Below are 13,030 nucleotides of genomic sequence, written 5' to 3'. Positions count from 1 at the left end.
GATGTTAATGAATTTACTAGCGTATATTTTGTGTTTAACAGGAATTATTAGTTTAGTAGTTATTCAACTAATAAAAAAAGAAGATAAAGATTTTATTGAAATTCTAGTTAGTTCAATGAGTTTATATCTTGTTATCATAAGTCTTGTGTCAGTAGTTTTTCTATTATTTAGATCCTATAGTTCGGTAATAGTATTAGCTGTTTCAAGTTTTTTAATAATTATCTATACAATCTATTACTTGTTTTTCGAATATAAGAATAAAGTCAAAAATATTAATCTCTTCAAATTATCTCTAGGCTCCTTATTAGTTTTAGGATTTGTAATAACAATGATAATATTTGTTGGAGGTAGATATGAGTTTATCCAGTTGACTGGAGATGCAGGAGTATATTCTGTAAGTGCGATGAATTTAGAAAAGAATGGAAAGTTGATTTCTAAATTAGAAGTTAGAGAAAACCTTTCTGATGAATTAAAAAAAATATATGATAAAGATAATTTATTATATTTTAATCCAAATACGAAGAATGGTAGTTATTTGCCAGGGATATATTTAGAATCTAATTCTGAAGGGGAATTGAGTTATTATTATCAATTTTATCCTGTATGGCCTATTATGATGTCTGTTTTTAGTAGTATATTTGGACAGGATAACCAGCATTATATTCTAGTTGTTTTTTATGTGCTTTTAGTATTTTTATTATATTATAGCCTGATTAAAATTGGTATTAGTAAGTTATATTCTTTTATGGGAGTTATATTATTAGGAACATCTCCTTTAGTAATACATTTTGCTAAATATCCCACTTCTGAATTGTTCTTATTATTTTTAGTAATGTATTGTTTTTATGCTATTACACAAAACAATTATCATAATATGATTATAGCAGGATTGATTATAACAGTTTTTTCCTTAACTCATATATCTACTTTTATGTATTTGCCTATCTTATTGTTAGGATTAGTTTTTATTTATCAGAAGAGAATACATCATTATTTTATTTTTTTGATAACTTCTTTTTCAGGGTTTTTAATTAGTATTCCTTATGGTTATTATGTTAGTAAAAGATATTTTTTAGATATTTATAATATGAATTTTGCTAGATTCTATGGAGAAAAAAGTCTTCAGTTTGGTATTTTAACGGTAACATTTTTGGGAGGGGTTGGCCTAATATTTTCACTAATTGGATTTTTTCAAAAATATAATTATAAAGGAGAATTAAATCATGATTAAGAATTTAATCAATAGTGTGATATTAGATTATAAATATACATCTAAGATTATAAGAGTATGGATAGCTACCATAGTAGGGTTTACTATATATAAAGGATATCAGTTGGGCTGGACTAATTCTATGATGCCTTCGCAAAATAATGCTTTTAGTAATTGGAGTCTAAGAAGATTATATGTTGATAAAGGTTTATATTCTTTATTACATTTAAATATTGTGAGTATCATGATGGCAACTTCATTATTATTAGTCCCTATGATATTTTATTTTTTTATTGTTAAACCTAAAATAATATTAGATAAAGGTAAAGGGACATATTTAAGTTATTCTTTTTTATTTGTATTGTCAATATATACTTTTATGAGAATAGATACTCCTAGTAATTATTATGCCTCAAGATATTTTCTCTTTATATTAGTTCCGCTAATAGTTATATTATCCATAATTATCTTATCTAAAATCAAATCTAAGTTAATAATTTTACTTGTGTTAATTATAATATTTAGTTTTAATTTAACTTATGATTATTTTCTATATAAAAAACCTGTTTTTCAAAATGGATTTGGTATGGCACAAGAGATAACTAATGAAATTCCAGATGGATCTATAACTTTTCTTGCGAGTGATATATTTTCTAAGAGATTATTAGTCCAATCTTTGCGTTATTTGGATGATTTGGATGTTATTTATCTAGGAAAAAAGAGTAAGGACAATTTAAAGATTATTAAAAACAAATTAGAATTATATTCTAAAGAGCTAAACTTAAAAACAGTATATCTAATTACAGATAATTTATTAAATGCAAGACAATATAATAAAAAGGTAAGATATATATCAAGTCGTCATCCGTGGAGTATAATTTATCCTATATCAACTCATCAAGTAAATAAACATTATTATATATATAAATTTAATACTGATGAAATAAGTAGATTAAAATCTAAGGCTACGACTTATTATGATATTGGGAACAATGATAAAATATATATTAATCATATGTATGGACAAGAGAATAAACGTTTAAGGTGGACTAAAGAAGTGTCTTCAGTAAAGTTAGATTATTATGATACAGCTAAAGATATAAAGCTAATTATAAGGACTTTAGGAGAAAGGCCAAAAGACAATCCAGCTAATGTAGAAATCTATTTGAATGATAAGTTAATTGATGATTTTATTAAGAAATCTGGTGTCTTAGAAAGAGAGGTAGATGTATCCAAGAGTATTTTAAATAAAGATAAGCAACAAGTGTTAATAATAAAAACTAATACTTGGAAGCCAAATAATTATGGTTCAAAAGATAATAGAGAGTTAGGAATACAGCTAGATTGGATAAAGATTGAGGAGAAATAATTTTTATTTGATGGAGGGATTATATTGAAGGAAAAGTATATTAAATTTATTCTTGAAAACGTACCTAAAGTTTTAACACAAATTGATCGCGATGAAGATTCCCCAACTTTTGGTTGCTGTGATAGGAACTATTGGCATTTAAAGATAAGAGATTTTTCTTCTGCTATATTACAACAAAGTGGTTTGACTCTTGCTCTGATTTATAGTTTAGACTTTGAAGGAAATAAATATTATCAAAATGATAACTTTTACAAATGGGCAGTTGGTACTTTGGAGTTTTGGAAAAAAATCCAGCTTAGAGATGGATCTTTTAATGAATATTATCCTAATGAACATGGTTTTCCCCCAACAGCTTTTAGTCTGTTTTCAACAGCAGAAACATATAAAATTTTAAAATTAGAAGACAATAATTTAATTGCATCTATGAGGAAAACAGCTAGATATTTATCCAAAACTATAGAAGAGAAGGCTTTTAATCAGGAGATTGCCTCTATAGCTGCTTTATATTCTTATTATACAATTGCTAAAGAGGAATGGGTATTAGAAGGATTAAATAAAAAACTAGATAGGATAGTAAGCTTACAATCTGAAGAAGGATGGTTTCCAGAGTATGGTGGGGCGGATTTTGGTTATTTAAGTGTTGCTTTAGATATGTTAGCTGAATACTATTGGCAAAGTAAAGATGATAAAGTTTTAGAGCCTTTAAGGAAAGTACCTGAGTTTCTTTCTTATTTTTGTCATCCAGATGGAACAATTGGCGGGGAATATGGCTCACGTAATACAGTTTATTTTCTTCCTAATGGATTAGAGGTCTTATCTAATCTAGATAACAAAAGTGCAATTGCTATTAGAAATCATATTTATAAGAATATAGGTCAAAATAATTATTTCCAAAATTCAATAGATGACAGATATTTTAGCCATTATGTATTACACTCTTTCTTAAGAGCTCTAGCTAAGAACAATAATAGTCAAATAAAAAATGATATTTCTCTACCTTGTGAAGAGAAACATAGAAAATATTTTAGGGATTCTAGACTTTTTACTTTAAAAAATGATAATTATTATGCTGTAGTAGGACTTAATAAAGGTGGCACAATAAAGGTTTTTGATAAGCAAGAAGAAGTGTTTTCGGATTTTGGTTATAGAATTATTAAATCTGAGAATAAAATAGCGACAACTAACTGGTTAGATGAGAATTATAAAATTAAAGTAGATAATAACAAACTTGAAATTAGTGGACAATTCAATCTCATAAAGGGTCAGGTTTCATCTCCATTAAAGCATTTTATTTTACGATGTGCTTCATTACTTTTTGGAAATTCAATAATTGGAATGCTAAAGAATAAGTTAATATTTGTTGATAATAATATAGATGTTAATTTTAAAAGAACTATAGAGTTACAGGAAGAGGTTATAATTATTGAAGATATAATTAAAAGTGAAAGGGTTATAAAAGAATTAAAATCGGCTAGCAACTTTTCCTTAAGACATGTTGCTTCAGGTAAATTTTATAAAGAAACTGATTTAATGAATAATTCTGGACGAGTAAAAGTTAATAATTTAAAACAACTTATTGTTAAACAAGAGTTTGATATTAAGGATAAACAAGTTATCAAAAGTATAGATAAAATATCCGAGGTGTAAGAATGTCAAATATAAGTTTTAATAAGAAAAAAATTATAAAGGTTTTATTGCAATTATTAGTATCTAGCTTATTAATATTCGTTTTACTTAGACAAATTCAAATGAAAGATTTTATAGAATTATTAAAAAAGGTACGTTTGTCTACAATAGTTTTAGGTTTATCTTTTTATTTATTAATCTATGTTTTTAGGACATTAAGGTTCAAAGTTTTGCTTTCTAAAAAAATAGGATTTTTTCGATTAATAAATATTCTATTAGTCCATGGATTTTTTAACAGAGCAATGCCTTTAAGGTTAGGAGAGCTTTCTTATATTTATTTAATGAAAAATATGCATGATATAGATGTTAGTGAAAGTACTTTTGCAATTCTATATGTTAGGTTATATGATCTCTTATCAACAGTATCTATTTTTATAATTTTCAGTCTAATTATTTTAAGCTCATCAATAAATGTATATATTTATTTATTGATCTTAGGGTTGTTGTTAACAATATTATTATTATTTCCCAAAATTATAAATATAATATATAATTTGTTGCAGAATAAGGGGCTACCTAATTTTATTGAAAAATTCATCTCTAAAGAAAGAATTTTATCAAATATAGAAAATGTCTATAAATTAAATAAAAAGGCAAATAGTATAAAGAATATTATGAAAATGTTTACTTATTCTATAGGGGTTTGGAGTTGTTTTTATATTATTTTCTATTTTTTAATTATAGACTTCGGATATAATATTAATTTGTCAAAAGTAATTTTAGGAGCTACTTTTTCTAATTTAACCTCAATTTTACCAGTTAGTGGCTTGGGTAATTTTGGTACTATGGAGGCAGGATGGACTTTAGGTTTTATGATGATGGGCTATCCAAAAAATATTGCTATAATGACGGGATTTGGTGTTAATTTATTTACATTTAGTTCAATATTAATTTTTGGTAGTATATCTATTATTATATTGTTATTAAGAAAGAATATAATAATTAAGAAAGAGAGGGGATTATAAATGAAATTGGATGAAGCTATTAAAAACAGAAGAAGTATAAGAGTATATAATGATAATCCTATAACAAAGGAAGAAATTTTAAAGTTAATTGAAGCAGCCAATTGGGCACCAACGGCTTGTAACAGGCAATCTTTTAAATTTATTGTAATAAATAACAAAAAAATTTTTAATAAAATCTTAGATAAAGGTGCAGCAACTTTTTTAAAAAAAATTGATACTGCTATTTTAGTCTTATATGATAATCAAATTGATAATTTAGAATATATGGATTATATTCAAAGTGCATCAGCTTCAATTCAGAATATGCTATTAAAGGCATATTCAATGGGAATAGGAGCTTGTTGGATATGTCATCTGCCGACTAAATCATTTCTAAGAAAACTACTAGATATCCCTTTCAATTATGATCCAATTGCTCTTATTTCTTTAGGTCATTATGATAAGGATCCCAGAAAAATGAAGAGGAAGAAAGAAGCTAGAGAGATAGTAAGTTATAATAGTTTTGATTTTGATGAAGAAATTCCTAGCAGATTCAATATTAAATTAAGATTAAAAAGAATTGCTAGAAAAATTTACTTTAAGTTGCCTAAAAAGAAACTTTTGAAGAAGATTGTTTTGAAGTTTGAAAAGAAATTTGACAATTAATACAGAAGGGAGAATTATATTGAAGTTAATCATTCAAATACCATGCTATAATGAAGAAAAGACTTTACCAGTAACATTTCAAGATTTACCGAAAAAAATTGATGGCATAGATGAGATAGAGTATCTAATTATTAATGATGGTAGTCATGATAAAACAGTGGAAGTAGCAAAAGAACTAGGGATAGATCATATAGTGAGTTTTCCTAATAATCGAGGTTTGGCTAAGGGTTTTATGGCTGGGATAGATGCTTGTCTTAGGTTAGGTGCAGATATTATTGTTAATACAGATGGTGATAACCAATACCAAGGACAAGATATTGAAAAGTTGGTACAACCTATTCTAAGTGGCAAGTCAGAAATAGTTGTTGGAGATAGACAGACAGATAGTATTGAACATTTCTCATTTCTTAAGAAGAAACTACAGAAGTTAGGTAGCTGGGTTGTTAGATTAGCCTCAAATAGTAATGTCACAGATACTACTAGTGGTTTTAGAGCTTATAGTAGAGATGCAGCTATGAATCTTAATGTGTTATCGAAATATACCTATACTCTAGAAACAATAATCCAAGCGGGAAGAAAGAAGACAGCAATCAAGAATGTTAAGATAGGAACCAATGAAAAATTGAGAGAATCTCGTCTTTTTAAGAGTATGTGGGGTTACATAAAGCGATCAGCTACTACTATTATTAGAACCTATTCGATGTTTAGACCATTAAAAGTCTTCTTGATTTTAGGTTCACTTGCCTTTGGAAGTGGATCTTTACTTGGTATTAGATATTTATACTTTTTATTTAATGGTCAAGGTGACGGACATATTCAATCTCTAATTCTAGCCTCTATCTTAATAACTGCTGGCTTTCAATTAGGAGTTTTTGGACTTTTAGCAGATGCTATAGCAGCTAATAGAAAAATAAATGATGAATTATTATATAGATTAAAAAGAATGGAATATGACAAAATAAATAATAAAGAATTAGAAGAACAATTATATTTGAAGGAAGTTGCAGTTAATAAAGAAAAGCTATAGGTGATAAAATGAAAATAGGATTAGATATACAGTCTACACTAAAGAATAAAACAGGAGTTGGCTGGTACACTCAGAATATAATAGAGAATTTAGCAGATAATGAACTAGAATTTGAGGGCTATGCCTTTAACTTTTTAGGTAGAAATAATATTCACAAGTCGATATCAACTTTAGATTTTGATGTCAAAATCAATAAAACACTACCTTATAGTTTATATAGAAGAATTTGGAACCATCTACCTGTATCATATAATTATATAGTTAATAGTAAAGCTGATATCTTTCATTTTTTCAATTATATCATTCCTCCTAAGATTAGGGGGAAGGTTATAGTTACAATTTATGATATGGTATATAAGCTTTTTCCAGAGACTATGACTAAAAAAAATTACAGATGGTTAGAAAAAGGACTACAGAGATCTATAAATAGAGCAGATAAGATTATTACGATTTCTAAAAGTGCTAAAAAAGATATAATGAAGTATTTAGCTATTGATGAAGAAAAAATTGAAATAATTTATCCTGGAATTGATTATGAATTATATTCCAGCGAATTAAAAGTAGGAAAAGCAAAGGAACTTAGAGAAAAGTATAATATACCGAAAAATTTCATTCTTTATTTAGGGACACTAGAGCCTCGCAAAAATATAGGGAGAATAATTGATGCTTATGCAAAATATCAACAACAAGCAAAGGGTGATATTTCTTTAGTATTAGCAGGTAAAAAGGGATGGATGTATCAGGAAATATTTGATAAAGTAAAAGAATATTCCTTAGAGGATAAGGTAGTTTTTACTGGTTATGTTAATGAAATAGATAAACCTGCAATTTATAAGATGAGCAAGTTATTTATTTTCCCATCCTTATATGAAGGCTTTGGGATGCCAGTTTTAGAGGCAATGGCTTCTGCTACTCCTGTAATTACTTCAAATATATCTTCTTTACCAGAAGTAGTAGGTGAGGCTGCTTTATTAGTTGACCCCTATGATATCAATGATATTTCTAATGTTATAAAACAAATCTTAGAAGATAAAAAATTGCAGTTAAGAATGACAGAGCAGGGTTTAAAGCAGAGTGCAAAATTTTCATGGCAAAAATCAGCAGAAAAATTATTAACAGTATATAAGGAAGCAGGAGGATATGAATAAAATATTAATTAATGCTTTATTAGTTAGTGAGAAGAGCTCTGGTATAGGAAATTATGGCTACAATTTAATTAATAGTCTTGACAGGTTAGATTTAAAATATGATATTTCATCATTAGTACAAAAGAAAATTGAGTCTAATAATATAGATATTCAGATAAAACAATGTAGTAATCGATATCATAGAATCTTATATGAACAAATACCTTTAAGAAGAAATTATAAAAATTATGATTTAATTCATTTTATAGATTATAGTTCACCTATTATAGCAATTAATACTCCTTTTATAGTAACTATCCATGATTTATCTTTCTATAAGTATCCGGAAACTTTTAATTATGGGAGTAGAAGGATAAAGCAAATTCTTGCTCCAATTAGTATCAAAAGGTCTAATAAAGTTATTGCTGATTCTAAGAATACGAAAAAAGAGATATTATCTAGGTTTAATATTAATGAATCGAAGGTTAAAGTGATTTATCCTGGCAGTCCTTCTTATAATAAAATTGAAGATATTAGAAAGCTAGAAGCAGTAAAACGAAAATATGGTATTAATCAAGATTATATTCTTTATGTGGGTACAATAGAACCTAGAAAGAATTTATTAAGATTATTAGAAGCATATCACAATTTATTAAAGCAAGGTATTAAAGAAAAATTAGTTATTGTAGGGAAAAAGGGTTGGTTATATGAAGACATTTTTAAGAAGGTAGAAGAATTAGGTTTGGACAAGCAAGTATTATTTTTAGGTTATTTACCCGAGAAAGAGAAAGTAGCCTTATATAGTGGAGCTAAGGTTTTTGTGTACCCTTCTTTATATGAAGGATTTGGTTTACCACCATTAGAAGCTATGAGTTGTGGGACACCAGTAGTAGTATCTAATTCCTCATCTTTACCTGAGGTTGTTGGAGATAGTGGTATTTATGTTGATCCTAAAAGAGTGGATTCAATTGCACAAGGTATCTATGATTTGCTTGATCAAAAAAAATTAAGAGAAAAGTTAAGTTTATTAGGGGTTAAAAGGAGTAAAAAGTTTACTTGGGAGAAGTCAATAAAGAATATTCTAGAAGTTTATGATAAGATATTATAATAATTGGGGTGTAAAGATGGATAAATTTAAGAAAATTTTAGTATTTGGAGTAGTGCCTATTTTAATTATTGGATTAATGATTCTAAATGCTAATTTGCAGTCTAAGAAATTACAAGATGCTAAAGATAATAGTATAGATCAAAATAATACTAATCATATAAATAATAAAACAGAATTAAAGCAATATGATGCAAGCATTATGATAGATAAAACTGCTGTAACAGCAAAGCCCGGGAAAAAGATCAAAATTGCTTTAGATGTTAAGAATAAGAGTGCTATGACTTGGATTCAGAATAAAAAAAGTAGTATTAATCTTTCTTATCATATACTCAATGAAAAAAAAGAGGTAATTTTATATGATGGTTTAAGAACTCCTATTGTCAAAACAGTAAAATCAGGAGAAGTATTAAATTTAGATGCTATCGTTCAAGTTCCTGATAAAGCAGGAATTTATTATTTAGAATTTGATATGGTTCATAGAGGAGTTACATGGTTTGGAGCAAAAGGATCCACAACTACTCTTCTAAAATTAGAGGTGGAATAGATGAAAGTAGCAATTGTACATGATTGGCTGACTAATATGGGAGGAGCAGAAAGGGTTATTAGTTATTTACATAGCTTATTCCCTACTGCTCCTATCTATACTTTGGTATATAATGAAGATAAGATGGATGACGAATTTAAAGAAATGGATATTAGAACTTCCTTTCTTCAAAAAATCCCCTTTAGTAAAACTAACTATCAGAAATTACTGCCTTTAATGCCTTTAGCAGTTGAACAATTTGATTTTTCAGAATATGATCTTGTTATAAGCTCATCGACTTCAGTTGCCAAAGGGATAATAACTAATACAGATACTGTGCACATTTGTTATTGTAATACTCCAATGCGTTATGCTTGGGATATGTATCATTTTTATCGAAAAGATAAGAATCCTATTTTTAGAGGAATAATATCTATTATTATGAATTATATTAGAATCTGGGATAGGGTGTCTGCTGATAGAGTAGATTATTTTATAGCTAATTCTAATAATGTAGCTAAAAGAATAAAAAAGCATTATAGAAGAGAATCTAAAGTGATTTATCCACCTGTAAATACAGATTTTTATACTCCTAATGATAAAAGTGAGGATTTTTATCTTGTTGTTTCTAGATTGGTTCCTTATAAACGTATAGATATTGTAATTAAAGCTTTTAATCAGTTAGGGTTGCCACTTAAGATTATTGGAGATGGTAGTGAATTTGATAATTTAAAGAATATTGCTAGAGATAATATAGAGTTCAAAGGTAGAGTATCTGATCAAGAAGTTAGAAATTATTATAGGAAGTGTAAAGCATTTATCTTTCCTGGAGAAGAGGACTTTGGCATTACTCCTGTAGAGGCACAGGCATGTGGAAAACCTGTAATTGCTTATGGTAAAGGTGGGGTCTTAGAGACGATTATAGATGGCGAAACAGGAAAGTTTTTTTATCAAGCAAAGGTTGAATCCCTCCTTGCTGCAGTTAAGGAATTTGAAAAAGATATAGATAGTTATGATAGTGAGACAATAAGAAATCATGCACTTAAATTTAGTAGAGACGAATTTAAAGAAAAAATTATTAATTTAGTTGAAGAAGCATATAAAGGATATTAAGGAATAGAAAATAGCAAGATTAAATTTGTTGATTAGTATAGGCAGAGAGGGGTTGAATTATGATTAAAGAGAACCAAAAAATATTAAATAGTATATTAGTCTTAATAGATGGTATAATTATTGCTTTCTCTTTAGTATTGGCTATATTAACAAGATTTAAGAGTGGTTTCTTTAATGTTGAGGGAAACCATCTTCCTTTTCAAGCATATCTAATGTCATTAATATTTATAGTACCTATATATTTAATTTTATATAAAGTTTATAGTCTATACACCCCTTATAGAACTAAGACTATATTTAAAGAGTTTAGAAATATAGTTAAAGCAAACTTTATAGGTCTTTCATTACTAGTGACAATATTATTTATTAGCAAACAGATACATTATTCGCGATTTGTATTATTCCTATTTTTTATTATTTCAATTTTAACAACCTTTATTGAGCGGCTGATTCTTAGACTTATATTAAGAAAATTAAGACAAAAAGGATTTAATCTAAAGCATATTATTGTAATTGGATCTGGAGATTTAGCAGAAGAATTTATAATAAAAATTTTTAGTAATAAATATTTGGGTTATAATGTAGTAGGAATATTTGATAATGATAAAGATAATGGCTATCAAATAAATGGTGTACCTGTAATTGGAAATATTAATAACTTAAATAAATATCTCGATAATAATATAATAGATGAAGTAATTATTGCTCTTCCTTTAGATGAATATGATGAATTGAATAATATAATTGATATTTGTGAGAAATGTGGAGTTAGATCTAAAGTGGTTCCTAGTTATAGTCAATATATATCTTCTGATCCTTATATTGATGAAGTGGATGGATTACATTTAATACATATGCGCCATGTACCTTTAGATAATTATATTAACAAATCAATTAAGAGAGTGATAGATCTAATTATATCTATATTATCACTTATAATCTTCTCTCCAGTAATGTTATTTATCTCCATAACAATTAAGTTAACTTCTCCAGGCCCTGTTTTATTTAAACAAAATAGAGTAGGAGAGAATGGTAGAGAATTTTGTATGTATAAGTTTAGATCAATGGATGTACAGAAAGAAGAGGTATCTTCAACAAAATGGACAACAGAGGATGACCCTAGAAAGACAAAGTTTGGAGATTTTATAAGAAAGACTAGTTTAGATGAGTTACCTCAGTTGTTTAACGTTTTGAAAGGAGATATGAGTTTAGTAGGACCTAGGCCTGAAAGGCCATTTTTTGTGAAGAAATTTAAAGAAGAGATACCTAAGTATATGGTAAAGCATCAAGTACCTCCTGGAATTACTGGTTGGGCTCAAGTTAATGGATGGCGTGGAGATACATCAATTTCTGAAAGAATAAAATATGATATTTATTATGTAGAGAACTATAGTATATTATTTGATTTTAAAATATTGTTTTTTACAATATTTAAAGGGTTTATTAATAGAAATGCATATTAATTTTATACTGTAAATTAGGAGAATGGAAGTTTATATACAAATCAAACTAATAAATTACTATTTTTAACAAGACTTTATTTTAAAATTATAATGTTGAGATGTATTGATAGTAATTTTTATTAATTGCTTACTATTGGTTTATTGCTAAATTTTATAAGTATATAGGGAGGAAATGAAATATGAAAATTGCAGTTGCAGGAACAGGCTATGTAGGCTTATCAAATGCAGTTTTATTAGCTCAAAATAATGAAGTAATGGCTTTAGATGTAGTAGAAGAGAAGGTAGATATGATTAATAATAGAAGGTCACCTATTGTTGATCAAGAGATAGAGGAATATCTAGCTACAAGAGATTTAGATTTAACAGCTACCTTAGATAAAGAAGAGGCATATGCAGATGCAGAATTTATAGTAATTGCTACCCCAACAGATTATGATACAGAGAAAAATTATTTCAATACAAGTACAGTAGAAGCTGTAATAGAAGATATATTAGAGATAAATCCTCAGGCCGTTATGGTAATCAAATCAACAATACCAGTAGGATATACCAAAGCTATTAAAGAAAAATATAATGCAGATAATATCATCTTTTCACCAGAGTTTTTAAGAGAAGGAAAGGCTTTATATGATAACTTATATCCGTCGCGAATAGTAATGGGAGAAAAGTCTGAGCGAGCCGAAAAATTTGCAGATATATTAGCTGAAGGTGCTATTAAAGAGGATATTGATATCTTATTTACTGATTCCACAGAAGCAGAGGCTATCAAATTATTTGCTAATACATATTTAGCA

The 13,030-nt window shown here is 27.4% G+C and carries 11 protein-coding genes and 1 pseudogene; all 12 read left to right on the top strand.

Annotated features, from left to right (window positions below; all coding sequences use genetic code 11):
- The first annotated feature begins 7 nt into the window (after positions 1-7).
- On the top strand, positions 8-1,231 hold the full coding sequence (locus OREMA_RS0104605; protein ID WP_018248107.1) for a hypothetical protein: 1,224 nt from the start codon (positions 8-10) through the stop codon (positions 1,229-1,231).
- Complete coding sequence (locus OREMA_RS0104600) at positions 1,224-2,579, top strand: hypothetical protein (protein WP_018248106.1); 1,356 nt, start codon at positions 1,224-1,226, stop codon at positions 2,577-2,579. Before OREMA_RS0104605 ends, OREMA_RS0104600 begins: the two co-directional genes overlap by 8 nt.
- A gap of 24 nt (positions 2,580-2,603) precedes the next feature.
- A complete protein-coding gene (locus tag OREMA_RS0104595) occupies positions 2,604-4,226 on the top strand; it encodes a hypothetical protein (RefSeq protein ID WP_018248105.1) in 1,623 nt (540 codons plus the stop codon).
- Between the two features lie 2 nt (positions 4,227-4,228).
- Positions 4,229-5,230: a lysylphosphatidylglycerol synthase transmembrane domain-containing protein gene (locus OREMA_RS0104590; protein WP_018248104.1), complete on the top strand. Its 1,002-nt coding sequence runs from the start codon at positions 4,229-4,231 to the stop codon at positions 5,228-5,230.
- Positions 5,231-5,875: a nitroreductase family protein gene (locus OREMA_RS0104585; protein WP_018248103.1), complete on the top strand. Its 645-nt coding sequence runs from the start codon at positions 5,231-5,233 to the stop codon at positions 5,873-5,875.
- 19 nt (positions 5,876-5,894) lie between these two features.
- The gene (locus OREMA_RS0104580) at positions 5,895-6,902 is read left to right on the top strand and encodes a glycosyltransferase family 2 protein (protein WP_040657302.1); all 1,008 of its coding nucleotides are present in this window, start codon (positions 5,895-5,897) and stop codon (positions 6,900-6,902) included.
- Positions 6,903-6,910: 8 nt separating this feature from the next.
- On the top strand, positions 6,911-8,050 hold the full coding sequence (locus OREMA_RS0104575; RefSeq protein ID WP_018248101.1) for a glycosyltransferase family 4 protein: 1,140 nt from the start codon (positions 6,911-6,913) through the stop codon (positions 8,048-8,050).
- Positions 8,043-9,137, top strand: coding sequence for a glycosyltransferase family 4 protein (locus OREMA_RS0104570; protein WP_018248100.1), 1,095 nt, complete (start codon positions 8,043-8,045; stop codon positions 9,135-9,137). The genes OREMA_RS0104575 and OREMA_RS0104570 overlap by 8 nt, the downstream gene beginning before the upstream one ends.
- Before the next feature lie 16 nt (positions 9,138-9,153).
- Positions 9,154-9,681 carry a hypothetical protein gene (locus OREMA_RS0104565; protein ID WP_157279997.1) on the top strand — a complete coding sequence of 176 codons (528 nt, stop codon included), beginning with the start codon at positions 9,154-9,156 and terminating at the stop codon, positions 9,679-9,681.
- Positions 9,682-10,773: a glycosyltransferase family 4 protein gene (locus OREMA_RS0104560; protein ID WP_018248098.1), complete on the top strand. Its 1,092-nt coding sequence runs from the start codon at positions 9,682-9,684 to the stop codon at positions 10,771-10,773.
- A 59-nt stretch (positions 10,774-10,832) separates the two neighbouring features.
- Positions 10,833-12,236, top strand: a complete 1,404-nt coding sequence (locus OREMA_RS0104555; RefSeq protein ID WP_018248097.1) for an undecaprenyl-phosphate glucose phosphotransferase — start codon at positions 10,833-10,835, stop codon at positions 12,234-12,236.
- A 179-nt stretch (positions 12,237-12,415) separates the two neighbouring features.
- Positions 12,416-13,030 (top strand): annotated as a pseudogene (locus tag OREMA_RS19175) (UDP-glucose 6-dehydrogenase); the annotation flags it as partial.

This window comes from Orenia marismortui DSM 5156, from assembly GCF_000379025.1.
GTDB classification, from domain to species: domain Bacteria; phylum Bacillota; class Halanaerobiia; order Halobacteroidales; family Halobacteroidaceae; genus Orenia; species Orenia marismortui.
This window is presented reverse-complemented; position numbering and strand designations above follow the sequence as displayed.